The following is a 25967-nucleotide window of genomic DNA, read 5'->3' on the forward strand; positions in this document are numbered from 1 at the left end:
ACATGGAAATCAAAGTGCCAGAACTTGCAGAATCGATTACAGAAGGTACGGTCGCATCGTGGTTAAAACAACCCGGCGATCAGGTAGAAAAAGGGGAAGCCATCGTCGAGCTGGAGACAGATAAAGTTAACATCGAAGTCCCATCTGATGAAGCGGGCATCCTGTCCGAAGTAATGGCAGCCGAAGGGGATACAGTCCGTGTCGGAGAGACGATTGCCATCATCACGGCAGGCGGAGAAGCGGCACAACCGGCAGCAACAACGCCGGCACCGGAGCAAAAAGAAGCACCGGTTGCACAGGAAGCGAAAAAAGAACAGCCGGCACCAGTTGCTGCGACAGAAGCGACGTCGGTTGCCGATCGTCCGATCGCATCACCGGCTGCTCGGAAAATGGCTCGTGAAAAAGGAATCGATTTAGCACAAGTCGCGACACAAGATCCACTCGGACGGATTCGTGTACAGGATGTCGCGACGTTTGAAGTCGCGCCACGTGAACAAGCAAAAGCACCGCAAGCGCCGGCACCACAAGCGCCGGCACCACAAGCAGCACCGTCTGCAGCTCCGGGTAAACCGGAAGAACGGATTAAAATGTCACGTCGCCGTAAAACGATTGCCAACCGTTTAGTAGAGGTTCAACAAACGGCAGCGATGTTGACGACGTTCAACGAAATCGATATGTTGGCTGTCATGTCATTACGGAAGCGCCGCCAGGAAAAGTTCGTCAAGGACAATGAAGTTAAGCTCGGCTTCATGTCATTCTTCACGAAAGCAGCTGTTGCCGCATTGAAAAAAATGCCGTATTTGAACGCAGAAATTCAAGGGGACGAAATCGTTCTCAAGAAATTCTACGATATCGGAATCGCAGTTTCTGCTCCAGACGGCTTGGTTGTACCAGTCGTTCGTGACGCCGACAAAAAGAACTTCGGTGAAATTGAAAAAGATATCATCAATCTGGCTGTCAAAGCCCGGGACAACAAACTCGGCTTATCTGATTTGACAGGTGGGACATTTACGATCACAAACGGCGGAACGTTTGGATCATTGATGTCGACACCAATCCTGAACGGACCGCAAGTCGCGATTCTCGGGATGCATGCGATTAACCTGCGTCCGGTCGCCATCGACGCCGAGCGGATGGAAAATCGTCCAATGATGTACGTTGCACTTTCCTATGACCACCGAATCGTTGACGGGAAAGAAGCCGTCACGTTCCTGAAGCACATCAAAGACTTGCTTGAAGATCCGGAGTCATTGATTTTTGAAGCTTGATTCAATCATTTTTACTCCCTGTTTCGGTCGCGGAAGCAGGGAGTTTTTATGCATCTGTTCAAGTGGATGTGACAACTTTGTCACGGAATCTATACGGGAGATTACATGGAGTTCATAAATCCTTCATCAACAGCCTATAAGATACATCTGTACGTTACTTCGAAGGGGGAACTAGAAATGTTGAAACAAATCGGTGTCACGGTAGTCGCAGGAATGATCGTCGCAAGCGGTACAACGAGTATTGAAGCAGCGGGGAAAGCGAAAGGGTTGCTTGATCCAAATCGAGTTGTCAACATCGCTCACCGCGGAGCATCCGGTTATGCACCGGAACATACGATGCTTGCCTACGATATGAGCCATAAAAAGTTTAAAGCGGATTATATTGAAATTGATTTACAAATGACGAAGGACGGTCAACTGATTGCGATGCACGACGAGACGGTTGACCGGACGACGAATGGTACCGGAGCCGTCAAGGATAAAACGCTTGCGCAAATCAAGCGTCTCGATGCGGGCAGCTGGTTTAACGAAACCTATCCGGCATATGCCAACGCGAAGTATAAAGGACTGAAAGTACCGACATTAAATGAAATTTTCGACCGGTACGGCAAACAGGCAAACTACTATATCGAAACGAAATCTCCGGAAGTTTACCCGGGGATGGAGAAAAAACTGTTGGATACGTTACGACGTCACGGATTATCGAGCAACCGGATTAAACCGGGACAAGTCATGATTCAATCGTTCAGCCGGGACAGTTTACTGAAGGTCAAGCAGTTAGATCCGAAACTTCCGCTCGTTCAACTTCTTGAGGCACCGCAAATGACGGATGTTACGAACCAGGAATTAAAGACGATTAAATCGTATGCTGTCGGTGTCGGACCATCATTTAAATCGTTGACACGACAAAATACGAAACAAATCCGGAATGCTGGATTGTTGCTTCATCCGTATACAGTCAATGAAAAAGTAGATATGCAACGGATGCTCGATTACGGTGTGACCGGCGTCTTTACGAACTTCGCCGACCGGTTCAATGAAGTTCTGAAACATACAAAAAAGAAATGATTCCTTAAAAAGTCAGTTTCCGGATCCGGAAACTGACTTTTTTTGTTCGGATGGCATCCAAATCTCTTTCCGTTACGTATACTGTTAAAAGCACATCCTTTATTTTCGATTAGGATCGAACATGATACGATGAAACAGCAGTGTGAAGTGGGATTTAAATGGGTTCCATGAACAGAAAGAGAGGAAAAACATGCGAATCACTCAATATACAGACTATGGACTTCGCGTCCTGATTTATTTAGGTCTTCACCGAGATGAAGTAACACCGATGCCGGCGATTGCCAATCACTACAGTATTTCTTCCAATCACTTGATGAAAGTGACACAACAATTGACGAAACTCGGATACGTGGAGTCGACACGCGGGCGGACCGGGGGACTTCGGCTGATCCGTGATCCGGAAGAAATCAATATCGGAAAAGTCGTTCGCGAGATGGAGCCGATGGATATCGTCGAATGTTTTGCGGCAGATGGTCATTGTGTCATTGAACCCCAGTGTCAGCTCAAAGGGATTCTTGCCCGTGCCTTGCGTGCTTTCATTCGGGAACTGGAACAACATACATTAGCCGAATTACTCAAAAATCCATATGAACTGAATTTGTTATTCGCAAAAACGGATGCGAACCCTTCACGTTAAGTGAACGGTCGCATCCGTTTTTTTGTGCTCGTAGAGAAAAAGAACTGGGCTCATTTTAATTTAGGAGCAGGTCGTTTTTTAGGGGTGACATGCTCCGGATTTTTGGCAAGGTCATCCTGAACCGAACCTTTCCAAAGCGGAACATCACTGTAATAGGCGGCACGGGCAATTAAATGTCCGCCAATCGGTGCTGTGATTAAGACAAACAGGATGCCGAGTACGACTCGGGACGAGAAAAATCCGTCTTCAGCGACGAAATAGATGATGACGCTGATAAGAATACTCATGACGCCGAGTGTTGCACTCTTGGAGGCGGCATGCGCACGTGTATAGAGGTCAGGTAACCGGATAAGGCCAAGTGCCGTCACGAGGCTAAAAAATGCTCCGATCAATGCAAAGGCAGCTACAAAAAAATCACTGATTGCGGTCACGTTCGATGATCTCTCCTTTCTCGATGAATTTCGAGAAGGCGACCGTCCCGATAAAGGCTAAAATCCCGATCAACAAAATGACTTCGAGGTAGTTACTCGTCCGAAGAATAATTGAGACGAGACCGACGACGGAAATCAGGCTGATTCCGATCGAGTCAAGGGCGATGACCCGGTCGGCTACGGACGGTCCTTTAATGACCCGGTAAAATAAACCGAGCATGGATAGGAAGACGCCTCCTAAGGCAATGAATAAAATCGTCTCTAACATCAGCGGCTCACCTCCAGGATGGCTTTCTCAAAACTGTTTCGGATCGAGGCCACTGCATCATCCGCTTCCGGCATGTGCAGAGCATGGATGTACAATGTCTTGTTATCGTCCGAGATATCGACGACCAACGTTCCGGGGGTCAACGTAATCAACAGTGACAGCAATGTAATCTGCCAATTGTGTTCGAGTTCTGTCTCATAGGCGAAAATCCCCGGTTTAATGTCGAGGCGTGGCTTTAAAATGATGGACAACACTTCCAAATTCGCGACGACCAGTTCATACAAAAACCGAATGAACAATCGGATCAAGGCGATGAACGGTCCAATATAAAACCGGGTGCTGAACCCTCGCCGCATCGCGAACATCGCAATCAAACCGAGTAAGTAGCCGATGATGAACGATGAGGCGGAGAAGGAGTTAGCAAGAAACATCCAGAGGAATGCAAGCAAGATATTGAGTAATAACTGAAACGGCATAGGTTAATCCTCCTTCAGTACAGCTTGGATATAGAGTGTCGGATCAACTAGCGGATCGACAGCTTGCGAGATGAGCGGACGGACGGCTTCCGTTCCGATTCCATATAAAACGGTCATTGCGACTAAAGCGAGTGCAGGAGCCAGCAACTGTTTGGTCAGATGGCGTTTTGGACCGCTGTAAGTTTTCGGTGTCCCCCAGAAGCCGCGGATGAAAATCTGCATCACGGAATAAAGCACAAGCAGACTCGAAATCAAGACGACGAACGGACCAACGAGATCGCCGGCTTCAAAACCACCGCGGACGATCAACAGTTTCCCGATGAATCCGCTGAGCGGTGGAATGCCGGCAAGTGATAATGCCGCAATGAAATACGTCCAGCCAAGCAACGGATAGTCCTTGATCATACCACCCATATCTTTTAAGCGGCTGGATCCGGCAATACCAATCATCACACCAATCAACAGGAATAACGCAGCTTTGATCAGCATGTCGTGAATCAGGTAGAAGACGGCACCTTCAAGCGACTGCCGGGTCATGACAGAGACGCCGTACAAGATGACACCCACCGCAACGATGATGTTGTAAATCAGAATCTGTTTCACATCACGTGTCGCAAGTGCCCCGATGACACCGATGACGATCGTTGCGAGCGCCAGCCAACCGAGCAGTTGATGCGTGAACTGTTGCTGGTGTGAGAAGAACAGACTGTATGTCCGTAAGATACCGTAGACACCAACTTTTGTCAGCAAGGCACCAAACAGGGCAAGAACAGGTGTCGGCGGCACTTGATACGAACCGGGAAGCCAAAAGTACAACGGGAAGATGGCGCCCTTTAAGCCAAAGACAATTAAAAACAGAACCGCGATGACGCTTAGGATACCGGGTTGATTGATTTCAGTGATCTTTTGTGAAATATCAGCCATGCTGAGTGAACCGATGACCCCGTATAAAAAGGCGACGGTCATGACGAACAAGGCGGACGAAATGACGTTAATCAACAAATACTTCAACGACTCCCGAAGTTGAGCCGGCTTGCCGCCGAGAACAATCAGTACGTAAGACGAGATCAGAAATACTTCGAAAAAGACGAACATGTTGAAAATATCACCTGTCGTGAAGGCACCGTTGACACCGAGCAATAAAAATTGGACGGCGATGTAATAATAAAACCGTTGGTGCAAGTCGGACAAATAATACATTGAATACCAGATGACAAAAAAGACGAGCAGACTGGTCGTTAAGACAAGCAGGGCGGACAACATGTCCGACACGAGCGTAATACCAAACGGAGCCGGCCAGCTGCCGAGTGTCACGGTCAGAATGCCGTCTTTTCGGACACTGTACACGAGATAGATTGTTGCAACGATCGTCAAGAAAGTCGAAACAAGCGACACCGATCGTTGCAGGCGGAGTCGGTTTGGAAACAGCATCAAGATGACTCCGGTAATCAGCGGAATTAACAGCGGTAGTAATGGTAAATTAATCATGCGTATCGGTTCCTTTCATTTCCTCCAGATTATCTGTTCCCAGTTCCTGATAAGCCCGATAAGCAAGTACAAGGAAAAATGCAGTCACACCAAAGCTGATGACGATCGCTGTCAAGACTAAGGCTTGTGGCAGCGGATCCGTATACTGGGTGATGCCGTCCTTGATGACAGGAGCGGCACCGGTCTTCAGACCACCCATCGTCATGACGAGCAGATGAGCAGCATGACTGAGTAAACCGGTTCCGATGATGATTCGTAAGACACTTTTTGAAAGAATGAGATAGACGGCACACATCGTCAAGATGCCTGCTGCAATCGCCATGATGATTTCCATGCGTTAATCACTCTCCCCAATCGTTTGAATAATTGTCATTGTCACACCAACGACCACAAGATAAACACCTAAATCGAATAACATCGCTGTATGCAAAGATGTTTTTCCAAACAGCGGTAAATTGAAGTAACCGTGGGCATGTGTGAAAAACGGTTTGTTGAACAGCAGGGCACCAGACGCTGTCAGCACGGAAATCAACATGCCGACTGCCGTCATCTGTTTGTAATCAATCGGAAGAATCTGCCGAAGTGTCTTGATGTCAAAAGCCAATAGGACGAGAACCAGTGCCGATGCGGTCACAAGACCGCCGATAAATCCGCCGCCCGGTGTGTAGTGACCGGCGAAAAACAGGTAGACAGCAAACAAAAAGATGATAAAGGTGATGAATGTCGTCGAAGATTCCAATATGACGTCATTCGTATGCTTTTTGATTGGATTTTTCATTTGTCGATTCCTCCTGTCTTTCGGAAATTAATCATCGCGTAAATTCCGAGCCCGGCAATCGCAAGCACACTGATTTCAAACAACGTATCAAAACCACGGAAGTCGACGAGAATGACATTGACCATGTTTCCGCCGGCAGCAAGGTCCGCCACGTTGTCGATGTAATACTGGGCAATCGAAGCAAATGACCGTTGGCTGAGCGAAGCGAGCGCAACCAGTGTGACACTTAGGCCGACTAGTGCGGAAATCGCCGCGTTTCCGAGTTTAAATTTAATCCGTTCCTCTTTCCGGCTGATTTCCGGCATGTGATAAAACACAAGCAGGAACAAAGCGACGGAGACGGTCTCGATGACGAGCTGGGTCAACGCCAAGTCAGGTGCCCGGAATAAGACGAAGAACAGAGCGACCGTATAACCGACGACACCGAGTAGGATGATCGATGTCAAACGCGACCGGGCAAAGGTAATTGATAAGGCACTTCCGACAAGGACAAGGACCAAGACGACTTCATAGGCATGAACCGTACTGAGTGGGTTCACATCAAACCGGAAGGCATCGAGGAAATAAAGACTCGATAATACCAGAATGACGATAAAACCAAAGATATACACGAGGTATGAACGCATATAGCCGGTCATGACCGTATCATGGATAGCAGTCGAGGTCCGTTCACCACGGCGCAACAGGGCATCATATTGATGATTAAGTGAAACCTGTTTCGGCATCCGGTGGTACAAAGACCGCCATTTCGGCAAGGTCAGGAATAAAATGGTTCCGGCTGAGATGATCAGGACAGTTAAGAACAATTCCAGATTAAATCCGTGCCAGAGTTTGATCTCGACCGGAATTGTCCCGCCATTTGCGATGACTTTCGGTAAAATCGCTTCCGCCGCCGGACGAATCAAGGTGTTTGACAGTATGTTCGGGAACAGACCAATCAAAACGACCAAGGAAACAAGGAAGAGTGGCGGAATCAACATGCCAATCGGTGCTTCATGCGGTTTTTTTGGAAGTTGATCCAATTGTTTTGGTCCAAGGAACGTCCGATAAACAATCAGGATGCTGTAGACAAACGTAAAGATACTGCCGATGACAGCAAAGAACGGGAACAACAGACCGAATGTATCGAGATGAAATAAGCCGGACTCTGATACTTGAAGGACACCGGTCAAAAACATTTCCTTACTTAAGAAGCCGTTGAATGGCGGTACACCCGCCATCGATAACGTACCGATCGTCGCAATTGTGAACGTCACCGGCATCAGTTGTGATAAACCGCCGAGTTTCCGAATATCCCGTGTGCCGGTCTCATGATCGACGATTCCTGCCATCATGAACAGACTTCCTTTGAAGGTGGCATGGTTAATCAAGTGGAAGACGGCAGCGACGGTCGCAACCGTATAGAGGCTGTCCGGTATGATGTCGACCTGCAATGCAGCTGCTCCAAGTCCGAGCAATGACATGATCAGACCGAGTTGTGAAATCGTTGAATAGGCTAAAATCGCTTTTAAATCAACCTGTTTGACGGCGTTCAATGATCCCCAGAAGAGTGTGAACATTCCGACAGACGACACCAGGTAAAACCAGAGCGGTGTTTCCGCAAAGATCGGACTCATCCGGGCTACTAGGTAGAGACCGGCCTTGACCATCGTGGCCGAGTGCAGATAGGCACTGACGGGGGTCGGCGCTTCCATCGCATCCGGTAACCAGATATGAAACGGAAACTGAGCAGATTTCGTAAAAGCCGCCAGTAAAAACAGAACAAGCGACACGGTGAAGAGCGGATCACCGGAATAGCTTCCGACCGTCGCAAGTGATTCGCGGATGCTGAATGATCCGGACAGGAGTGACAGCAGGGAAATCCCGCCAAGCATCGACAAACCACCGAAAACGGTGATGAGCATCGACTTTTGGGCGCCGTAACGGGAGCGTTCCCGTTCGTACCAATAACCGATTAAGAGGAAGGACGAAATCGATGTTAATTCCCAGAACAGATACATGACGATCATATTGTCGGACAAGACGATTCCGAGCATCGCCGTCATGAACAGGAGCAGGTACACATAAAAATTATGAAGAGCTTCTTTTTTGGCATCGAGATAATAGATGGAATACAGCACGACGAGCGAACCGATTCCGGTAATCAATAACGCGAACAGTAAACCAAGACCGTCGACGTAAGCCACGAAATTGATATCGAGCGAAGGAATCCATTTCATCGTCGCAACGACTGTTTTTCCGGCCATCGTCTGGCTGAGAAATTGACTGAAGTAAGCGACGAGCGTCAGCGGAACAAGCAGGACGAACCAGCCTGTGTGCACCGAACGAATTTTTTTATACAGCAATGGAATGAAGAGACTGACGAGTAGCGGCAACAAGATTGCCAAATGAAGCAATGACACATGATTCCCTCCTTTTCATATCGTTCATTTCATCGAAAAAATGAAAGAAGGACGCAGTACGCAAGCGAGCAGTCGTGCTTGTGACGAGTCCTTTTTTATCCAATCATTCGATTCTCATGAAGCATCTGTTAAAAGTATAACGTAGATTTCGGCTCTCTGCATGACCCGAACCTTCTTGAGGTAGTGCAGGAAAGCGGTTTTTGAATAAATTATTAAATATGTAGGAACACGGCAGAAAAACAGGAAAAAAAGTTCGAAAAATTTTTTGAAGACGGCGGAAATTTGATTACAATAGTCTTTTTCAGGGAAAACCAATAAAGTCTAAAAATTCAGCGAACAGAGGTGCCGTCATGAAAAAGTCATTTAAACAAGGTTTGGTTATTGGTGGACTCGCAGCCTTATCTGCGTTAGCCATCAAACGTTATAAGCAAGCAGGGAATTCGTCGCAAGGATTCAGTGATCCGACTGCACTCGACCGTCAGCAAAGCGTCGACGCAAAGAAAGATGAAACGGAAGTCGGATTAACACAACTCGATTCCATTCATCGTGCGGATTGGCAAGCCAATGGGTTTCCGCAAACACATGCTGAACTGGAACGCCTCGAAAAAGAAGAAAACCAGTAAAAAAAACACGCTCTCCAATTGGGGAGCGTGTTGTCATATAAAGAATTAAGCACTTGTCGAAACGAGCGCTTGAATCCGCTCGCTGTGTGCAGCATAGGAAGAGAGATGTTCGAATTGATGTAAAGTCAGTGTCGTCATCCGACTGTGACCGGTACTCGATTCAAGGAACAGATACGCTTCATTTTGATCTTGACCACCGCCGTCAAAACGAATTTTGGCCGTGATCGTTCGTCCGTCATTTGCTTGCATATAGATATCATAACCGCCGAAATCAACCCGGTTGAAGCGATTGGCTTCACTTACGATTCGTTTAAAAGTTTCAATCAATGAATAAGACATACCATTTCCTCCTTATGTGAAAAGCACGTGATTTAAAAAACCATCACCTATCAGTATCGAGTATGTCTTTTCCCATTATATTCAAAAATTAAACCTTTAAAAAGAATCTTTTTTTAGGTTGATATGAAACGCGTTTCATACTTTATCATTAATCCTGACAGCGCGTGACCATCCGGACGATGGGCGTCAGCTGAGTCAGGAAACGGAACTGTTCATCTATACGGACGAACGGAAGTTACACAAAAAGGAATCGGATGTGCATCCGATTCCTTTTTGTGTATAAAAGCCGGTATGAGAACCGGCTGATGGATGAATCGACGATCAAAGTTCGACGTTGTGATAGACCTGTTGGACGTCTTCGAGGTCTTCGAGCGCATCAATCATTTTTTCGAACTGTTGGACGTCTTCGTCAGATAACGTCACTTCGTTTTGCGCAAGCATGACGAGTTCAGCAACTGAGAAGTCAGTGATTCCTGCCTCTTTTAATGTCTCTTGAACCGCATGGAACTGTTCCGGCTCGGCATAGATGATGACCGATTCCTCTTCTTCCAAGATGTCACGGACATCGATATCCGCTTCCATCATCAGCTCTAAAATATCGTCTGCCGTCTTGCCTTCAAACGCAAAGATGGCTGTCGCATCAAACATGTAAGCGACTGATCCGCTGACCCCCATGTTCCCGCCGTTCTTACCAAAAGCAGCCCGGACGTCAGATGCTGTTCGGTTGACGTTGTTCGTCAGTGTCTCGACGATGACCATGGAACCGCTTGGTCCAAATCCTTCATACCGCAAGACGTCAAAGTTTTCTTCCGCGCCGCCTTTTGCTTTTTCGATGGCGCGATCAACGATGGCGCGAGGGACACTATACGTCTTCGCACGCTCGAGAACCACTTTTAATGCCTGATTGGATTCCGGATCCGGCTCACCTTGTTTAGCGGCCACATAAATCTCCCGGCCGAACTTCGCATAGACGCGACTAGTGTTTTTGTCTTTCGACGCCTTTTTTTCTTTAATGTTATTCCATTTACGACCCATCAGAATCCACTCGCTTTCACATGACTTCGAATTAGTTAGGAACTGCTTGGTTCCTTCTGCTTCATCAGTATACCGCATAAGTTGTTGATTGCTAAACTGAAAAGATAGCAAATCAGCTGTTTTTTCGCGATTGACGTTTACATACAGTCTGAAATCGGGAAGTAAAAGAAGATGAAATGAAGAGGATGAAAGGGGAGGGACTTATGAATAAAGCAGCTGTGTTTCACCGGGCCCTGTCTCCGTATGTCTATACATACGATCAAGAAACGGTTCATATCCGCTTGATGTCGGCCAAAGGGGACGTGGACCGTGTTGAATTGATCCAGGGGGATCCTTATGAATGGGATGCAGAAAAAGAGGAAGATCGGGACTGGAATTTTGATCCGGATAAAGAAAAATTTTGGAAAACGGAGACGGCAGAAATGACGTTTGCCGGATCGGATGCGACACATGATTTTTGGTTTGTTGCCATCCGTCCGAAAAAGAAGCGGGTCCGCTACGGCTTTAACGTTCATGCGAACGGTGAATCCGCCGTCTATACAGAACGCGGCTGGTACGATGAAGTACCGCTCGATCATCCGGGCTACTACTTTGCCGTCCCATATATGAATGCGGTCGATGTATTTAATGCGCCGTCATGGGTCAAAGACACCGTCTGGTATCAAATCTTTCCGGATCGGTTCGCGAACGGAGATTTGACGAATGATCGTCCGGATACCATCGCGTGGGGTGCCGAGGCACCTGCGTTTGACAATCATTTCGGAGGCGATTTCCAAGGGGTGATTGATCATATCGATTACTTAAAAGACCTGGGGATTACCGGAATTTATTTTTGTCCGGTCTTCGTCGCACCGTCGAATCATAAATATGATACGTTAGATTATTTACGTCTCGATCCGGCCTTTGGGACAGAAGAGACGTTCCGGGAAATGATTCAGTTGCTCCACCAAAATGGGATTCGGATTTTACTGGACGCTGTCTTTAATCACGTCAGCGTGGATCATCCGGCCTTCCAAGACGTCATTGCGCATGGCAAAGAGTCGCAGTATGCGAATTGGTTTATGATGGACTCGTTCCCGGTCCAATCGACACCGGTGCCGAATTATGAAGTATTTGCCTTCGAAGGAAATATGCCGAAACTTAATACGGCGCACCCTGATGTAAAAGAGTACTTGTTAAAAGTCGGGCGTTACTGGGTGGAAGAATTCGACGTCGACGGATGGCGACTGGATGTCGCGAGTGAAGTGGATCATGCTTTTTGGCGTGAGTTCCGGCGTGAAGTCCGGGCAGCGAATCCGGAAGCCTATATCGTCGGCGAGTGTTGGACAGATTCGCAACCGTGGTTACTTGGCGATCAGTTCGATGCGGTCATGAACTACGGATTGACGGAAGCTTTCTTAACATTTTTTGCGACGAACGAAAGTACGGCGTCTGAGTTCAGTCATGCAATCGTTCGGAATCTGAACAGCAATACGATGAACGTCAACGAAGTGATGTTCAATCTGGTGGATTCGCATGATACACCTCGTGCCTTGACGCGGGCGAATGGGGACCGTGACCGGATGAAACTGTTGATGCTGTCCCTGCTGACGTTCACGGGAAGTCCGGTCATTTATTACGGAGATGAAATCGGTATGACAGGCGGTCAGGATCCGGATAACCGGAAGTGTATGGTCTGGGATCCGGCGGAACAGGACAGGGATCTCTTGGCGTATATCACAAAGTTGGTTGATTTACGGAAATCGCACCCCGGTCTCGCCAACGCGAGCGGCTATCAATTCGAACAAATGGATGATGAGACGGCGAGTTTCCTCGTTCGTCGTCAGTCTGATGAAGCGACCTATTTGATTGGATTTAACAATGGTTCAGAAGAAATCCGCTTCGAATTGTGCGAAGCAGCGGTTGATTTAATGGACGGACAACGGTACTTGGGAACCGTCACAGTACGTCCGCTGTCCGGAAAAATTCTACGGGTGGAAACAACATAACCAAATCAAAAACATCCGTTCAGGAAAAATTAATTTCTTGAACGGATGTTTTTGTTATTTGGAAAAAATCAGAAAAACGGGTGAATCAGCAAACCGCTTCTTAGTTTAGGTTCAAACCACGTCGATTTCGGCGGCATGACTTCACCTGCGTCAGCGACCGCCATCAGTTCGTTTAAGCTCGTCGGATGAAGGTGGAATGCGACGGCCATCGTTCCCTGATCGACCAGTTGCTCGAGTCCGTCATATCCGCGGACGCCGCCGACGAACTGAATCCGTGCATCTGTTCGAGGGTCTTCAATTCCGAGGAATGGCGTCAATAATTCGTCCTGCAGAATTGCGACATCGAGATCTTCCTTGACGGACCCACGATTTTTCTCGTAATCCAATGTATACCATTTTTGTTTGACATACATTTCGAAACGGTGTTTTTTGGTTTCCGTCGCACGTCCTTCGGTCACGTTGAACCGGCTACTGATTCTTTCGAGCAAGTCATCAACCGACTGACCGTATAAATCTTCGACGACACGATGATAGCCTTGAATGTTCAATTGATCACTTGAAAAGGAAACGGCGAGAAACAAACCGGCATCTTCATGAGGATTCAGCCGGGCAACTTGTGAAGCGGCTTCAGCCCGGTGATGACCGTCAGCAATATACAGGTGATCGTGACGGGCAAACTGGCTGCCGATCGTCATCATCGCATCGCGGTCCGTAATTTTATAGATGGTATGCTCAATCCCGTCTTCAGCGGTGAAGTGATAAAGCGGGGATTGATTCGTCTGTTCCGAGACGATGCGATTCAGTTCCTCATCCGGATGATGGGCCAGTAAAATCGGGCCGGTATGGGCAGCGAGCGACTGAACGTGACGGACGCGGTCCCGTTCTTTATCCGGTCGCGTGAATTCGTGTTTCCGAATGATACCTTGGTCATAGTCCGCGACAGAGACACAACCGACAAAGCCGGTCTGCGTATGCGTCCCGTCGGTCAGGCGATAGAGATAATAACTTTCGACGTCATCGGTCAGGAGAATTCCGCGTTCAATCGCTTCCTTGAAATGAAGGGCTGCTTGTTGATATACACGCGAATCATGATCATCAATCAAGTCCGGTAACGTCACTTCGGCCTTGTCGATTCGTAAAAAAGACAATGGACGACGGCGGACTTCCAACCGTCCCTCCGCCCGATTGAAGACATCGTACGGGAGAGACGAGAACGCTTCTGCATATTTCGGATCAGGTCGCAAGGCATGGAAAGGTTCAAACGTAGGCATGGTCATCGCTCCTTAAAGTAGTCTTGTTTTCAGTACACCGGGGATGGCGTTTAATTGTTCCAGTGAAATCGTTTCATCCAGATGGTTATCGATATCGATGATCGTATAGGCGATGCCATCCTTACTGCCGTTGATCATATTGGCGATATTGATTTGTTCGGTCGCAAGGACAGAGGCGATTTGACCGACCATGTTCGGAATATTTTGATGGGCAATCGTCAGGCGACGTTTACCGGCATACGGCAATTCGACGGACGGGAAGTTCACCGCATTCCGGATGTTGCCGGTCTCAAGGAACAGCTTCAATTGATCGACAGCCATGATGGCACAATTTTCTTCTGCTTCCGCCGTTGAGGCGCCGATATGCGGCAACGGAATGACACGGGGAAGAGAAAGAATAAAGGCATTCGGAAAATCAGTCACATAGTTAGACAACCGGCCTGATTTCAACACCGTTGCCAAAGCCTGTTCTTCAATTAATTCACCACGGGAAAAATTGAGTAATGTTGCCCCTTGTTTGACTTTTCCGAGTAACCGTTCATCGAGCAGATGTTGGGTGGAATCAATCAACGGCAAGTGGAGTGTAATGTAATCACTTGTCGCAAGCAATTCTTCAAGATTGGTAACGCGGTGAACCTGATTTGAGACACGCCATGCGGATTCGACGGACATATGTGGATCGTAGCCGGAAACCGTCATCCCGAGTTCGTGCAGTGTATTCGCTAAACTCGCTCCAATCGCACCGAGTCCGACGATGCCGATTCGTTTTCCGAGTAACTCCGTACCAGCAAATTGTTTTTTGTTCGCTTCAATCCGTTCCGGGATGTCCGGTCCACGCAGGTTGTTGGTCCATAAGATGCTTGGGATTAATTTCCGGGCAGTCAGGAACAAGCTTGCGATGACCAGTTCTTTCACGGCGTTGGCATTTGCGCCAGGGGTCGAGAAAACAGGAATTCCCCGATTCGCCAATTGGTCGAGCGGGATGTTGTTGACACCGACACCGGCGCGGGCGACCGCTTTTAAGGAAGGCGGGAACTTCATGCCGTGTAAATCTTTGCTGCGGACGAGAAAAGCGTCAGCGGCTTCGATGTCTTGTTTGACGACATAGTGGTCGGTGAAGCGTTTTAAACCTTTTTCCGACACGTCATTCCATAGTTGTACATGATGCATTTACCGTTCCCCCTGTTCAAATCGTTCTAATATGGCAATCAGGGCATCGACGCCCGCCGTCGGCATTGCGTTATAAAGACTGGCACGCATTCCTCCGACAGAACGATGTCCTTTTAAATTCACGAGCTGATGACGTTCTGCAAATTGCAGGAATTGTTCATCTAACTCCGTTTGACCGGTTGTAAAAGGAATATTCATTCGGCTTCGATCCTGTACAGCAACAGGATTTGAGAATAAGGCAGATTGGTCCAAGTAAGCATACAGGGAAGCGGCCTGCTTGCGGTTACGCTCGACGATTGTGTCGAATCCCTGTTCTTTGATCCATTCGAGGACCAGTTTCGTCAAATAGATGCTGTATGTGGGTGGTGTATTGTATAAAGAATGATGAGCAGCATGCATGTCGTACCGTAAATAGGATCCTAAACGGTCCGGTGTTCGTTGTAACAGATCCTCCTTTATGATGACAAGCGTCATCCCGGCCGATCCCAGATTTTTTTGAGCCCCGGCATATATTACGTCAAACTGACTGACATCGATCGGTTCCGACAAGATGGAGGAGGAGAAATCTGCCACTAACGGGACATCGACTGTTGGAACCGAAGTAAACGTCGTTCCTTCGAGTGTATTATTCCAGGTGATATGCAGATAATCGGCGTCAGAACGGATTGTATCGGTCGGGATCGAACGATAGCGGTCCGCTTTTGAGGAGGCGACGATATTGGTCTGAACAAAAGCCTCGGCATCCTGCATCGCTTTTTGAGACCAACTTCCGGTATCGATAAAGTCGACGCGCTGACGGACGGTCGCTAAATTAAGCGGTAACATGGAAAATTGAAGGGTTGCACCGCCCTGTAAAAACAAGACACGGTAATGATCTGGAATTTGGAGAAGCTCCCGAAGCAGAGACTCTGTCTCCTGAATGATATGTTCAAATAAGCCGGAACGGTGACTCAATTCCAAAACGGATTGTCCAGACCCTTGATAATTCAGAAGCTCGGATTGAGCTTTAAGTAAGACCGGTACCGGTAGGACTGCCGGACCGGCTGAAAAGTTAAATACAGTCATCGCATTCCGCCTCCAATAATTTTCAGAAAATATTCACAACTAAAGTGTAACGGAATGAAAACAGTTTATCAAACTTCATTTCGAGTATAAGATGAAGTTTCCGAAAGGGGAGGACGAATCAATCCGTGCATCAAAAAAACCAGTCCTCCTGTGGAGTGACTGGTCCTATCGGGAAATCCGGACAGCATATTGTTCTTAAGAAGGGTCAAGAGGCGTTAGCTGGTGAAAATGCCATTTCCATCCTTCGTTTGTCCAGTGATAAAGTGAAGCACTTCGGAAGCGGCCGACGTACATGCTGCGACCGTATGAAAAATGATCTTCGACGATTTCCTGGACGAGAGCCGTCGTCTCGAAGACTTCGACAACCATCGACTCACTGACTTGATTACTCCATTGGATTTGGTCCGAATCGACATAATGATCGAGATACGTCTCAGCATCAAACTGCCGTCCCTGACCGTCAATGAATGAGAAATCACTTGAAAGCAGCTGGTGCATCGCTTCTCGGTTTCCTTCCATCAAGTAAGCATGGCGCTCGCTCAAGAGTGTTTGCAGTTGAAGGTGTTTAGCTGATGGTTCCATGAATATCATCCTTTCGGTCTTAGAATGAACAGTCCGTTCAAAGAAAAATCAAACAAAAAAGACCCTGCAACAGCAGAGTCTTGGAAAATTAAAGTTTAGTAACGTTAGTTGCTTGTGGTCCGCGTTGGCCTTCTTCAACTTCAAACGAAACTTCTTGACCTTCGTCAAGTGATTTGAAACCGTCTGTTTGAATAGCTGAGAAGTGAACGAAAACGTCGTCGCCGTTTTCACGTTCGATGAAGCCAAAACCTTTTTCTGCGTTAAACCATTTTACTGTACCTTGTTCCATGTGTGTTGCCTCCTGCGCATGACTGAGTCATACTGATTATTACTACCGTGATCAATTTCATCGAGTCAAAAGTGTAACCTTTGTATCTCCACCGAACAACAATAATTACTTAATAATATACCATGTTCAGTTTAAAAAAGATAGGGGAGATTAAAAGAAAATTAAAAAAAAGAGGAAACGCAGCTGCGCTTCCTCTCAGGAAAATTAAAGTTTAGTAACGTTAGTTGCTTGTGGTCCGCGTTGGCCTTCTTCAACTTCAAACGAAACTTCTTGACCTTCGTCAAGTGATTTGAAACCGTCTGTTTGAATAGCTGAGAAGTGAACGAAAACGTCGTCGCCGCTTTCACGTTCGATGAAGCCAAAACCTTTTTCTGCGTTAAACCATTTTACTTTACCTTGTTCCATGTGTGTTGCCTCCTGCGCATGACTGAGTCATACTGATTATTACTACCGTGATCAATTTCATCGAGTCAAAAGTGTAACCTTTGTATCTCCACCGAACAACAATAATTACTTAATAATATACCATGTTCAGTTTAAAAAAGATAGGGGAGATTAAAAGAAAATTAAAAAAAAGAGGAAACGCAGCTGCGCTTCCTCTCAGGAAAATTAAAGTTTAGTAACGTTAGTTGCTTGTGGTCCGCGTTGGCCTTCTTCAACTTCAAACGAAACTTCTTGACCTTCGTCAAGTGATTTGAAACCGTCTGTTTGAATAGCTGAGAAGTGAACGAAAACGTCGTCGCCGTTTTCACGTTCGATGAAGCCAAAACCTTTTTCTGCGTTAAACCATTTTACTGTACCTTGTTCCATGTGTGTTACCTCCTGCGTATGACTAAGTCACACTGATTATTACTACCGTGATCAATTTCATCGAGTCAAAAGTGTAACCTTCATATCTCCACCGAACAACAATAATTGTTCATAATATACCATGACGAGATATAAAAAGATAGGGATAGGCAAAAAAGATTGAATTAACTCTACTTACGCTTCATTAAGAGGTAGTAGATTCCTGAGTTATCCAACCGAGCGGTCGAAAATTGATGTGTCGCAAGACACGCTTTGCCCGAAGACGAGAATACTCCCACTCGCACTAGGGCTTCGACCTGAATGTTAAAAAGTGGGAGTATTCTCGTCTAATTTTGATAAAAAAAGAGGATCCGCATCAGCGAATCCTCTAAGAAAATTAAAGTTTAGTAACGTTAGTTGCTTGCGGTCCGCGTTGGCCTTCTTCAACTTCAAACGAAACTTCTTGACCTTCGTCAAGTGATTTGAAACCGTCTGTTTGGATAGCTGAGAAGTGAACGAAAACGTCGTCGCCGCTTTCACGTTCGATGAAGCCAAAACCTTTTTCTGCGTTAAACCATTTTACTTTACCTTGTTCCATGTGTGTTGCCTCCTGCGTATGACTAAGTCACACTAAATTATTACTACTGTGATCAATTTCATCGAGTCGAAAGTGTAAACTTTGCATCTCCACCGAACAACAATAATTGATTATAATGTACCATAACTAAATAGAAAAAGGAAGTAATAAACAAAAAAAGTAGAAGTTCTCCCTAAAATTATCAAACTGATCTTTAAAAGATAAAGGGATTTATTTAAATTTTTCGAATATCTATAACATCAATCATCTTCTTCTATAGAAGAGATACATCGTAAAAGAAGAATTAATGAATCGGTTCGCGTTGCGATCGAGCTTGTTTCACGGCTTTGATCAAATAACCGTGAATGGATGGGTATTGATTAGGACTTGTCCAAACATCCTGAAAGATTTGTCTTAAAGTAAGTTGGACTCTGTTTTCGTCATTTAACATACGTGTAAGGAATAAGTATAAGGATTTCTCGTAACGGTCGTACAACGCTTCGAGAGCTTGCTTATTTTTTAATTCGATTTGTTTGAATAATTCTGTATCTGTACGCATGCTCTCCTCCTTTTCATGGTTTACATCCCCTCTGTAAACACTTTGTTACTTATTCAGGTTTTTATATTTTTCCCGAAAAACGAATTGTCAAACGCTTTAACTGTCTAAAGTTGAAGAATTATGAATTTATACTATTTTTTAATGGAGGAAATTAATCATGGGAACTATTTTTCTTCGCCCGTACCAGCTGTCTGATGCAGAACAGCTGCTCGAGTTAAACGTAAAAAATCAATTACATTTTGAATACTGGATGCCGGTGAAACCGCAAGCAAATGCTTACACGTTGACAAAACAACAAGAACGAATCGAACAGATGATGGAAAACAGCTTGTCGGACTGCTCGTATGCCTTTGGAGTGTTTTTAACGGAAAACAATCAACTGATCGGTGATGTATCTGCTGTATTCGTCGAACGGTTTCCGGCAGAGACCTGTATGATCGGATACCAATTGGACCGGGAACATAACGGGAAAGGGATCATGGCAGAAGCGGTCCGACAAGCCGCAAGAATTTTGTTCGAGACGCATCAGTTTCACCGGTTGCGGGCAGAGGTCATGCCGGAAAATATTGGTTCCATCCGTGTGTTGGAAAAAGTAGGGTTCAGAAGAGAAGGCCTTGCTAAAAAAAGTTTGTATATTAACGGAGCATGGGAAGATTTTATTTTATTTGCATTGTTGAAAGAAGAATTTCTATTCGATTGAACCAATATCGGTTAAGTTTTTTTCTGAACATGTTGAAAAAAAGGAATAGATTCTATTTTTATGAAAAACACCTCTTAAATTGTTCTCTGAGGGGTTTTTTGATTTAAAAGACGAACATTAAATAAATTTAAAGGTAAAAAGTATGCTTTTTAGCAAAATATTTTTGACAAACCTTTAATCGTTCGTTATAGTATTATAGTGCGAACATTAAGAAACTATTTATAAAAAATATTCGTTATTTGGGGTGTTAATGATGGATGTAGTATTTGATTATGAAGATATTCAATTGATTCCAGCTAAATCGATCGTCGGAAGTCGTTCAGAGTGTGATACGACGGTTGAATTTGGAGGACGACGCTTTAAATTACCTGTCGTTCCAGCCAATATGCAAACAATCATCGATGAAAAAATCGCAACTTTTCTGGCTGAAAACGGCTATTTTTATATCATGCACCGGTTCGAGCCGGAAACGCGACTGAACTTCGTTCGCGAGATGCAACAGCGGGGATTGATTGCTTCGATCAGTGTCGGTGTGAAAACAGAAGAATATATGTTCATCGAAACGTTGGCGCAAGAAGGATTGACACCGGAATATATCACGATTGATATTGCCCACGGACACTCAGAAGCAGTCATCCGGATGATTCAACATATCAAACAAATACTACCGGAAAGTTTTGTCATCGCAGGTAATGTCGGTACTCCGGAAGCGGTCCGCGAACTGGAACATGCCGGCGCAGACGCTACAAAAGTCGGGATCGGACCGGGGAAAGTCTGTATTACGAAAATCAAAACAGGTTTCGGTACCGGCGGCTGGCAATTAGCCGCATTAAGATGGTGTGCGAAGGCCGCCAGCAAACCAATCATCGCAGATGGTGGAATCCGGACACATGGAGATATTGCCAAATCAGTCCGGTTCGGGGCAACGATGGTGATGATCGGTTCCTTATTTGCCGGACACGAAGAGTCACCGGGTGAAATGCAGGAAGTTGACGGTCTTCAAGTGAAGGAATATTTTGGTTCGGCTTCGGAATTTCAAAAAGGTGAAAAGAAAAACGTTGAAGGTAAAAAAATGTTCGTTGAATTCAAAGGCAGTTTATCTGATACGTTAACTGAGATGGAACAAGATTTACAATCGGCGATTTCATATGCCGGCGGTAATAAATTGCAAGCCATTCGAACAGTTGATTATGTAGTGGTTAAAAATTCAATCTTTAATGGTGATAAAGTTTACTAAAGAGATCGGAGTAAGGCCTATCCCAGGTCTTGTTCCGTTTTTTTTATATTTATGAGAGCGCTTACTTTGACTGATAAGGGGTAAAGATAATAGTGTATATTTTCAGAATATTTCATAATAAAGGGAGTGAAAGCGTTGAGTCAGGAAACAACAACCTACTTAGCAGACAAATTTTATACAGTCAGGAACCAGACACTTACGTTGATTGAACCGTTAGAGCAAGAGGATTTTGTGATTCAGGCAAGTTCTGACGTCAGTCCGCCAAAATGGCATATTGCCCATACGACTTGGTTCTTTGAACGAATGATTCTTCAAGAATATGCTGATACGTATCAAGTTTTTCATCCCGCATATAACTATTTATTTAACTCATACTATAATTCAATTGGTCCTTATCAACCCCGTCATCAGCGGGGTGTGTTGTCCCGTCCGACAGTTAAGGATGTCATTGCTTATCGTAAACACGTCGATCAGGCTGTCCTGACATTTTTACAGGAAGAACGGGACACATCGCTTCAACAGAAGATCGAGCAATTGATTGAAATGGGGTTGCAACATGAACAGCAGCATCAAGAGTTGATTCTGATGGATGTAAAATATAATTTCTTTACCAATCCGTTGTTACCGGCTTATCAGACGCGACAAGTCGAGCGTACTGAAACTGATCATTCTCTGTCACTTGAGTTTACACGATTTGAGGGTGGACTCGTTGAAATTGGTCATGACGGTCGCGGATTTGCTTTTGATAATGAAAGTCCGGTGCATAAAGTCTGGCTCGAACCCTTTGAATTGGGGACACGCCCCGTCACCAATCGTGAGTTTTTAGCCTTCATCGAGGCGGGAGGATATGAACAGTCCGAATATTGGCTGTCGGACGGTTTCCAAGTCGTCAAGCAACAACAATGGAAGGCACCTCTGTACTGGATGAAAGATCAACAGGAAGACTGGTCGATCTTTACCTTAAACGGTGTTGAACCGTTGCAATGGGATGAACCGGTATGCCATGTCAGTTTTTATGAAGCAGATGCATACAGCCGGTGGTGCGGTAAACGTCTGCCGACAGAAGCCGAATGGGAATATGTCGGACGGCAAGTCGCTCAACAAGGAAACTTCATGGAACAGGGATCCTTTCATCCGCGTTCGGTTTCGGATACGGACCACGCGATACACGGTATGTTTGGTGACGTCTGGGAGTGGACGGCGAGCGCCTATGCCCCGTATCCGAAGAGCCGCCCGCTCGAAGGCGCGCTCGGAGAATACAATGCCAAGTTCATGTGTAACCAAATGGTTCTTCGCGGCGGAGCATGTGTGACCCCGGGTGACCATATCCGAGCGACGTACCGGAACTTTTTCCCGCCGGATAAACGTTGGCAGTTCAGCGGCTTCCGATTGGCGGGTGATCTTTAAATGCGGCAACGGATCGAAAGTTTTGATATGTATACGGATCAGCAGAACATGCTGCAGGAAGTGTTGCACGGTTTGGCACAACCTCAAAAGGTATTGCAGGCAAAATATTTTTATGACCAAACCGGTTCCGAATTGTTCGAACAGATTACACAACAGCCGGAGTATTATTTGACACGGACGGAAATCGACATTTTATCCGAGTACCAATCCGCTATCGCAGATTGTATCGGACCCGTTCATACCTTGATTGAGTATGGGAGCGGCAGCAGCCGTAAAATCAAAAGTTTACTCAGCTCCCTTCATCAGTTGGAACAATATATGCCGATTGATATTTCCAAAGATTTTTTAATTCAATCCGCGCATCAATTGTCGAAAGATTATCCGTCACTCCGGATTAAAGCGGTTTGCGGCGATTATTCCGCGCCTTTACTTCTACCCGTCGAGGAAAAACAGAAAAAGGTAATTTTCTTTCCCGGTTCGACCATCGGGAACTTCCATCCGCAGGAAGCAGCCGACTTTTTACAACAGTCCAGTCAATTACTGGAGAAGGGAGACGGCTTCCTGATTGGAATTGATACAAAAAAAGAAGCCAGTGTGCTTCATGCGGCTTATAACGATCAAGCAGGCATCACGGCTCAGTTTAACTTAAACATTTTACGGCATATCAACGGATCGCTCAATGGAACGTTTGACGTCGACCTATTCGAGCATGTCGCTTTTTATAATGAACAGCAGGGACGGATTGAAATGCATCTGAAAAGTCGAATCGATCAAATCGTCACGATTGCCGATCAGCGGTTTACCTTTAAAAAGGACGAAACAATTCATACGGAAAATTCTTATAAGTACAGTCAGGAAGAGTTTCAATGGTTGGCCAAGCAAAACGGATTTACACCAATCAGATGTTTCACGGATCCGCAGCATCATTTCAGCGTGCACTACTTGGAAAAAACACGGGTCTGACTTATCTTTCCGTTCGTAAACGAAAAAAGAGGGAATTGCGCATCTTTGATGGCGATTCCTTCTTTTTTTAAGTCAGACCGGAGGTTCAGACAGTGTTAACTTAAGCGACTGCCGTCAGGGATCGGATGTTCCGGACAGGCGAGTACCGGCATCAGATGATCCCGTGTCCCGAGTTCCAATACACGACCGGTCGTACCGGCGACGATGCCGGGAACGTTGAGCAGGATCAAAGCTTGTTTCCCGATGATTTCTTCGTACTCGAAACGTGTTTCTTTCCAATCCAGAAAGACGGATTGCTGAAAATCTTCAAACACAACCGACAGAACTAATAAGTTTGCTTGAGTGTCTGAAAAGCTGAGGGAACGGATAGTGCCGACACGAATGTCCAACGCTTCAAATTGTTTAAGGGTCACCATAGCTTTTATCGGATGCACATCCAGAACTCCTTCATACGTCAAATTAAAAGAACGTTTGTTCTTGTTTTGTAAAGGGTATATCTACTATACAGATGATAATACGTAAACCGTGAACAGGTTACTGTAAAAGATAATCGTTCAAATCAATTTCTAACTCCTGATCGAGTGCCAGTTTCGCCAACTCTTGACCGAGATACGGACCAATCGTTAGGCCGGAGGCTCCGAGACCGTTAGCGATTAAAACATTCGGATGATTCGCCAGCCTGCCGATGACAGGTAAGGAATTACTTGTATACGGGCGGAGACCAACACGCATCTCATTAATGTTGGCTTCTTCGAGTACCGGTGCAACGGGAATGGCGCGAGTCAACAAGGCGTACATGCCTTTGACGGTCGGCTGAAGGTTATAATCGAGTTGTTTTTCATGTGTCGAACCGAGTGCGAGTTTGCCGTCCTCGATCGAGACGAGATATAAACCGCGCTGTCCCATGATGACGGGCCATTCTTTCGACTGGTCACTCGAGATATCCAGATGAAGAATCTGTCCTTTTTCGGCACGAATATCAAGTTTTGTTTGCAACGGTTCAAGTAACTCGTTGACCCAGACACCTGCAGTCAAGATGACCTGATCGGCATAGTGGATGTCCTGACCGATTTGAACCCCTTGAACGTGACCGTCGACGACGACCAGCGAGGCGTCCGCTTCAAGGACGGTAGCCGCGTGTTTGATCGCTCCGCGTTCCATGGCAGCCCGTAAGGCACGACCGTCGACACGGGCGCCTCCTGAGACGAACAGAGCATCTTCGACGAACTCAATCAAAGGAAACATCGACCGGACCTGATCAGCCGTCAATCGTTCGATGCGTTGAATGGCCGGTGCTTCCGGGAAACGATTTTCCGCAATCATCTGCATTTTTTCGATTTTTGATGTTTCATGCAAGGCGATGGTTCCGACTTTTTGATAGCCTGTCGTTGTTTCGCCGAGCGCCTCCAGTTCCGGGATCAACTTATCGTAGTAATGGGCTCCGTTATTGGCGAGGCGGTACCAGGCTTTATTTCGTCGCTGTGTCATCCAGGGACAGATGATACCGGCTGCGACATGTGTGGCACGTCCGGCTTCTTTCCGGTCGACGAGGAGGACATTTGCTCCTTGTTTTGCTAAATGATAAGCGGTCGATGTTCCGAGGATTCCGGCACCGACAATGATGTGGCTGTACATGTTTTTCATCTCATTTCCAAAGTGATCTTTATCAAGTGTAAAGAAAAAAATCAAAATCGACAAATTTTGATGAGGCAGCACATTATAAATATGGGGAATGATGGGAAAGTAAAACTTTTTATCAAAATATTTCGTATACTGAATATAAACCGATATTTCACACGAAATATACGATTAGAAACGCTTCAATGAGGAAACATACCCTTATAGGCATCAGAACCCGACATCATCGACTCGAACATGTAGTCATCACTGAAGGAGGGGAAGGCAATGAACATTAGTCGCGCCATCGTACGCAAACGCTACACGGATCACACTTTGTTTTATTCCGCCATCCTAATTTGGAAGTTGCTCTTCTTCCTGCCCTTGCTCATGTATGTCAATAGTGGGTCGGACAACATTTTTCGTCTTTATTTTGTACCATATTTGACGGTCATTGTTTTATTTCGTGTCATGACGTACTTTGCCACGTATAAAGCTTCCTTTATGGAAATGACCGAGATGGGATTATCCGTCTTTTTAATCGTTGCTGATTTTTATTTAATTGCGTTGTTTGATGTACCGTTACCGTTCGGTATGATCATCATGCTGTTATCGATCCTACACTTTACAGCTGCGTTTAGTCGGTTCCGTTGGTTCCGTCGCCGGTTGTGGTTGAATCGTCATCTAGAGATTCTAAACTTCTTGACGGATCACGGGGAAACGCCGGTTAAGATTGCTGTCGTCTCGGAAGATGAAATGCTCGTGACGACAAAAAGCGGTAAAGAATTTACGTATCGTCATGTTTACTGGAGTGGCTTTTACTTCGAACGAGGATAAAGGAAGGGACTGTATAGACTGACCTAGCAATATGAGACACATATAAAACACCTTGATTAGGCTGCCAGTACACCGTATTTTTTCGGTGTCAGGTAGCCTAATT

At 46.0% G+C, this 25967-nt stretch carries 30 protein-coding genes; 10 read left to right on the plus strand and 20 right to left on the minus strand.

The annotated features are described in order from the left end of the window. The first annotated feature begins 2 nt into the window (after positions 1-2). The 3 genes from odhB (at position 3) to KNQ07_RS02705 (ending at position 2973) form a co-directional block, all read left to right on the plus strand. Positions 3-1268, plus strand: coding sequence for a 2-oxoglutarate dehydrogenase complex dihydrolipoyllysine-residue succinyltransferase (gene odhB, locus KNQ07_RS02695; RefSeq protein ID WP_214764709.1), 1266 nt, complete (start codon positions 3-5; stop codon positions 1266-1268). Between the two features lie 177 nt (positions 1269-1445). Further along, positions 1446-2336, plus strand: coding sequence for a glycerophosphodiester phosphodiesterase (locus KNQ07_RS02700; protein WP_012370575.1), 891 nt, complete (start codon positions 1446-1448; stop codon positions 2334-2336). A gap of 190 nt (positions 2337-2526) precedes the next feature. Continuing rightward, positions 2527-2973 (plus strand): Rrf2 family transcriptional regulator, encoded by a 447-nt coding sequence (locus KNQ07_RS02705; protein WP_214764710.1) that lies wholly within the window; start codon positions 2527-2529, stop codon positions 2971-2973. A gap of 50 nt (positions 2974-3023) precedes the next feature. On the opposite strand, the gene mnhG is transcribed toward KNQ07_RS02705, so the two are convergent. From mnhG to KNQ07_RS02740, 7 genes are read right to left on the minus strand one after another with little or no spacing between them, the layout of a single operon-like run. Next, positions 3024-3404 carry a monovalent cation/H(+) antiporter subunit G gene (gene mnhG / locus KNQ07_RS02710; RefSeq protein ID WP_012370573.1) on the minus strand — a complete coding sequence of 127 codons (381 nt, stop codon included), beginning with the start codon at positions 3402-3404 and terminating at the stop codon, positions 3024-3026. Next, positions 3388-3672 (minus strand): Na(+)/H(+) antiporter subunit F1, encoded by a 285-nt coding sequence (locus KNQ07_RS02715; protein WP_012370572.1) that lies wholly within the window; start codon positions 3670-3672, stop codon positions 3388-3390. The genes mnhG and KNQ07_RS02715 overlap by 17 nt, the downstream gene beginning before the upstream one ends. Next, positions 3672-4148 (minus strand): Na+/H+ antiporter subunit E, encoded by a 477-nt coding sequence (locus KNQ07_RS02720; RefSeq protein WP_012370571.1) that lies wholly within the window; start codon positions 4146-4148, stop codon positions 3672-3674. The genes KNQ07_RS02715 and KNQ07_RS02720 overlap by 1 nt, the downstream gene beginning before the upstream one ends. 3 nt (positions 4149-4151) lie before the next feature. Next, on the minus strand, positions 4152-5636 hold the full coding sequence (locus KNQ07_RS02725) for a Na+/H+ antiporter subunit D (protein WP_214764711.1): 1485 nt from the start codon (positions 5634-5636) through the stop codon (positions 4152-4154). Beyond that, positions 5629-5970 carry a Na(+)/H(+) antiporter subunit C gene (locus KNQ07_RS02730; RefSeq protein WP_012370569.1) on the minus strand — a complete coding sequence of 114 codons (342 nt, stop codon included), beginning with the start codon at positions 5968-5970 and terminating at the stop codon, positions 5629-5631. The genes KNQ07_RS02725 and KNQ07_RS02730 overlap by 8 nt, the downstream gene beginning before the upstream one ends. Positions 5971-5973: 3 nt before the next feature. Then, on the minus strand, positions 5974-6414 hold the full coding sequence (locus tag KNQ07_RS02735) for a Na(+)/H(+) antiporter subunit B (RefSeq protein ID WP_012370568.1): 441 nt from the start codon (positions 6412-6414) through the stop codon (positions 5974-5976). Beyond that, positions 6411-8816 carry a Na+/H+ antiporter subunit A gene (locus KNQ07_RS02740; protein WP_214764712.1) on the minus strand — a complete coding sequence of 802 codons (2406 nt, stop codon included), beginning with the start codon at positions 8814-8816 and terminating at the stop codon, positions 6411-6413. The genes KNQ07_RS02735 and KNQ07_RS02740 overlap by 4 nt, the downstream gene beginning before the upstream one ends. A 350-nt stretch (positions 8817-9166) precedes the next feature. On the opposite strand from KNQ07_RS02740, the gene KNQ07_RS02745 reads away from it, so the two are divergent. Next, a complete protein-coding gene (locus KNQ07_RS02745) occupies positions 9167-9439 on the plus strand; it encodes a hypothetical protein (RefSeq protein WP_012370566.1) in 273 nt (90 codons plus the stop codon). 45 nt (positions 9440-9484) lie between these two features. Here the strand turns inward: KNQ07_RS02745 and KNQ07_RS02750 are convergent, their stop codons facing one another. After that, positions 9485-9778 (minus strand): hypothetical protein, encoded by a 294-nt coding sequence (locus KNQ07_RS02750; RefSeq protein WP_214764713.1) that lies wholly within the window; start codon positions 9776-9778, stop codon positions 9485-9487. Between the two features lie 321 nt (positions 9779-10099). Continuing rightward, positions 10100-10813: a YebC/PmpR family DNA-binding transcriptional regulator gene (locus KNQ07_RS02755; protein ID WP_012370564.1), complete on the minus strand. Its 714-nt coding sequence runs from the start codon at positions 10811-10813 to the stop codon at positions 10100-10102. Positions 10814-11016: 203 nt separating this feature from the next. Here KNQ07_RS02755 and KNQ07_RS02760 point away from each other — a divergent pair, with 203 nt between their 5' ends. Continuing rightward, positions 11017-12801, plus strand: a complete 1785-nt coding sequence (locus KNQ07_RS02760) for a glycoside hydrolase family 13 protein (RefSeq protein ID WP_214764714.1) — start codon at positions 11017-11019, stop codon at positions 12799-12801. 68 nt (positions 12802-12869) lie between these two features. On the opposite strand, the gene KNQ07_RS02765 is transcribed toward KNQ07_RS02760, so the two are convergent. From KNQ07_RS02765 to KNQ07_RS02805, 9 genes are all read right to left on the minus strand, one after another. Then, positions 12870-14072 (minus strand): DUF1015 domain-containing protein, encoded by a 1203-nt coding sequence (locus KNQ07_RS02765; RefSeq protein ID WP_214764715.1) that lies wholly within the window; start codon positions 14070-14072, stop codon positions 12870-12872. 12 nt (positions 14073-14084) lie between these two features. Further along, positions 14085-15242 (minus strand): phosphoglycerate dehydrogenase, encoded by a 1158-nt coding sequence (locus KNQ07_RS02770; protein WP_214764716.1) that lies wholly within the window; start codon positions 15240-15242, stop codon positions 14085-14087. Next, positions 15243-16307 carry a 3-phosphoserine/phosphohydroxythreonine transaminase gene (serC, locus tag KNQ07_RS02775; RefSeq protein WP_214764717.1) on the minus strand — a complete coding sequence of 355 codons (1065 nt, stop codon included), beginning with the start codon at positions 16305-16307 and terminating at the stop codon, positions 15243-15245. A gap of 195 nt (positions 16308-16502) precedes the next feature. Continuing rightward, positions 16503-16889, minus strand: a complete 387-nt coding sequence (locus KNQ07_RS02780) for a nuclear transport factor 2 family protein (protein WP_214764718.1) — start codon at positions 16887-16889, stop codon at positions 16503-16505. A gap of 88 nt (positions 16890-16977) precedes the next feature. Continuing rightward, positions 16978-17178 (minus strand): cold-shock protein, encoded by a 201-nt coding sequence (locus KNQ07_RS02785; RefSeq protein ID WP_012370558.1) that lies wholly within the window; start codon positions 17176-17178, stop codon positions 16978-16980. Between the two features lie 204 nt (positions 17179-17382). After that, entirely contained in the window at positions 17383-17583 is a 201-nt protein-coding gene (locus tag KNQ07_RS02790) for a cold-shock protein (protein WP_012370557.1), read from the minus strand. Positions 17584-17787: 204 nt separating this feature from the next. After that, complete coding sequence (locus KNQ07_RS02795) at positions 17788-17988, minus strand: cold-shock protein (RefSeq protein WP_012370558.1); 201 nt, start codon at positions 17986-17988, stop codon at positions 17788-17790. Positions 17989-18364: 376 nt separating this feature from the next. Then, positions 18365-18565 (minus strand): cold-shock protein, encoded by a 201-nt coding sequence (locus KNQ07_RS02800; protein ID WP_012370557.1) that lies wholly within the window; start codon positions 18563-18565, stop codon positions 18365-18367. Positions 18566-18848: 283 nt separating this feature from the next. Further along, complete coding sequence (locus tag KNQ07_RS02805) at positions 18849-19103, minus strand: RNA polymerase sigma factor (protein ID WP_214764719.1); 255 nt, start codon at positions 19101-19103, stop codon at positions 18849-18851. A 157-nt stretch (positions 19104-19260) separates the two neighbouring features. On the opposite strand from KNQ07_RS02805, the gene KNQ07_RS02810 reads away from it, so the two are divergent. The 4 genes from KNQ07_RS02810 to egtD all read left to right on the plus strand — a co-directional run bounded on the left by KNQ07_RS02810 (position 19261) and on the right by egtD (position 23410). Further along, positions 19261-19803 (plus strand): GNAT family N-acetyltransferase, encoded by a 543-nt coding sequence (locus tag KNQ07_RS02810; protein WP_214764720.1) that lies wholly within the window; start codon positions 19261-19263, stop codon positions 19801-19803. A gap of 253 nt (positions 19804-20056) precedes the next feature. Next, entirely contained in the window at positions 20057-21040 is a 984-nt protein-coding gene (guaC, locus tag KNQ07_RS02815) for a GMP reductase (RefSeq protein ID WP_285801089.1), read from the plus strand. 135 nt (positions 21041-21175) lie between these two features. After that, positions 21176-22447 carry an ergothioneine biosynthesis protein EgtB gene (egtB, locus tag KNQ07_RS02820; RefSeq protein WP_214764722.1) on the plus strand — a complete coding sequence of 424 codons (1272 nt, stop codon included), beginning with the start codon at positions 21176-21178 and terminating at the stop codon, positions 22445-22447. Beyond that, positions 22448-23410 carry an L-histidine N(alpha)-methyltransferase gene (gene egtD / locus KNQ07_RS02825; protein ID WP_214764723.1) on the plus strand — a complete coding sequence of 321 codons (963 nt, stop codon included), beginning with the start codon at positions 22448-22450 and terminating at the stop codon, positions 23408-23410. A 95-nt stretch (positions 23411-23505) separates the two neighbouring features. On the opposite strand, the gene KNQ07_RS02830 is transcribed toward egtD, so the two are convergent. Further along, the gene (locus KNQ07_RS02830) at positions 23506-23844 is read right to left on the minus strand and encodes a hypothetical protein (RefSeq protein WP_214764724.1); all 339 of its coding nucleotides are present in this window, start codon (positions 23842-23844) and stop codon (positions 23506-23508) included. Positions 23845-23944: 100 nt separating this feature from the next. Then, a complete protein-coding gene (locus KNQ07_RS02835) occupies positions 23945-25045 on the minus strand; it encodes an NAD(P)/FAD-dependent oxidoreductase (RefSeq protein ID WP_251139428.1) in 1101 nt (366 codons plus the stop codon). 270 nt (positions 25046-25315) lie between these two features. Between KNQ07_RS02835 and KNQ07_RS02840 the strand changes: the two genes are divergently transcribed. After that, positions 25316-25864 carry a hypothetical protein gene (locus KNQ07_RS02840; protein ID WP_214764726.1) on the plus strand — a complete coding sequence of 183 codons (549 nt, stop codon included), beginning with the start codon at positions 25316-25318 and terminating at the stop codon, positions 25862-25864. Positions 25865-25967: the final 103 nt, after the last annotated feature.

This window comes from Exiguobacterium sp. s145 (genome assembly GCF_018618835.1).
GTDB lineage: Bacteria > Bacillota > Bacilli > Exiguobacteriales > Exiguobacteriaceae > Exiguobacterium_A > Exiguobacterium_A artemiae.

Bases quoted from the DNA above. Each gene is read 5' to 3' on its own strand.
- odhB (WP_214764709.1), top strand. From the start codon at position 3: ATGGAAATCAAAGTGCCAGAACTTGCAGAATCGATTACAGAAGGTACG.
- KNQ07_RS02700 (WP_012370575.1), top strand. From the start codon at position 1,446: ATGTTGAAACAAATCGGTGTCACGGTAGTCGCAGGAATGATCGTCGCA.
- KNQ07_RS02705 (WP_214764710.1), top strand. From the start codon at position 2,527: ATGCGAATCACTCAATATACAGACTATGGACTTCGCGTCCTGATTTAT.
- KNQ07_RS02715 (WP_012370572.1), bottom strand. From the start codon at position 3,672: ATGTTAGAGACGATTTTATTCATTGCCTTAGGAGGCGTCTTCCTATCC.
- KNQ07_RS02720 (WP_012370571.1), bottom strand. From the start codon at position 4,148: ATGCCGTTTCAGTTATTACTCAATATCTTGCTTGCATTCCTCTGGATG.
- KNQ07_RS02725 (WP_214764711.1), bottom strand. From the start codon at position 5,636: ATGATTAATTTACCATTACTACCGCTGTTAATTCCGCTGATTACCGGA.
- KNQ07_RS02730 (WP_012370569.1), bottom strand. From the start codon at position 5,970: ATGGAAATCATCATGGCGATTGCAGCAGGCATCTTGACGATGTGTGCC.
- KNQ07_RS02735 (WP_012370568.1), bottom strand. From the start codon at position 6,414: ATGAAAAATCCAATCAAAAAGCATACGAATGACGTCATATTGGAATCT.
- KNQ07_RS02745 (WP_012370566.1), top strand. From the start codon at position 9,167: ATGAAAAAGTCATTTAAACAAGGTTTGGTTATTGGTGGACTCGCAGCC.
- KNQ07_RS02750 (WP_214764713.1), bottom strand. From the start codon at position 9,778: ATGTCTTATTCATTGATTGAAACTTTTAAACGAATCGTAAGTGAAGCC.
- KNQ07_RS02755 (WP_012370564.1), bottom strand. From the start codon at position 10,813: ATGGGTCGTAAATGGAATAACATTAAAGAAAAAAAGGCGTCGAAAGAC.
- KNQ07_RS02760 (WP_214764714.1), top strand. From the start codon at position 11,017: ATGAATAAAGCAGCTGTGTTTCACCGGGCCCTGTCTCCGTATGTCTAT.
- KNQ07_RS02765 (WP_214764715.1), bottom strand. From the start codon at position 14,072: ATGCCTACGTTTGAACCTTTCCATGCCTTGCGACCTGATCCGAAATAT.
- KNQ07_RS02770 (WP_214764716.1), bottom strand. From the start codon at position 15,242: ATGCATCATGTACAACTATGGAATGACGTGTCGGAAAAAGGTTTAAAA.
- serC (WP_214764717.1), bottom strand. From the start codon at position 16,307: ATGACTGTATTTAACTTTTCAGCCGGTCCGGCAGTCCTACCGGTACCG.
- KNQ07_RS02780 (WP_214764718.1), bottom strand. From the start codon at position 16,889: ATGGAACCATCAGCTAAACACCTTCAACTGCAAACACTCTTGAGCGAG.
- KNQ07_RS02785 (WP_012370558.1), bottom strand. From the start codon at position 17,178: ATGGAACAAGGTACAGTAAAATGGTTTAACGCAGAAAAAGGTTTTGGC.
- KNQ07_RS02790 (WP_012370557.1), bottom strand. From the start codon at position 17,583: ATGGAACAAGGTAAAGTAAAATGGTTTAACGCAGAAAAAGGTTTTGGC.
- KNQ07_RS02795 (WP_012370558.1), bottom strand. From the start codon at position 17,988: ATGGAACAAGGTACAGTAAAATGGTTTAACGCAGAAAAAGGTTTTGGC.
- KNQ07_RS02800 (WP_012370557.1), bottom strand. From the start codon at position 18,565: ATGGAACAAGGTAAAGTAAAATGGTTTAACGCAGAAAAAGGTTTTGGC.
- KNQ07_RS02805 (WP_214764719.1), bottom strand. From the start codon at position 19,103: ATGCGTACAGATACAGAATTATTCAAACAAATCGAATTAAAAAATAAG.
- KNQ07_RS02810 (WP_214764720.1), top strand. From the start codon at position 19,261: ATGGGAACTATTTTTCTTCGCCCGTACCAGCTGTCTGATGCAGAACAG.
- guaC (WP_285801089.1), top strand. From the start codon at position 20,057: ATGGATGTAGTATTTGATTATGAAGATATTCAATTGATTCCAGCTAAA.
- egtD (WP_214764723.1), top strand. From the start codon at position 22,448: ATGCGGCAACGGATCGAAAGTTTTGATATGTATACGGATCAGCAGAAC.
- KNQ07_RS02835 (WP_251139428.1), bottom strand. From the start codon at position 25,045: ATGTACAGCCACATCATTGTCGGTGCCGGAATCCTCGGAACATCGACC.
- KNQ07_RS02840 (WP_214764726.1), top strand. From the start codon at position 25,316: ATGAACATTAGTCGCGCCATCGTACGCAAACGCTACACGGATCACACT.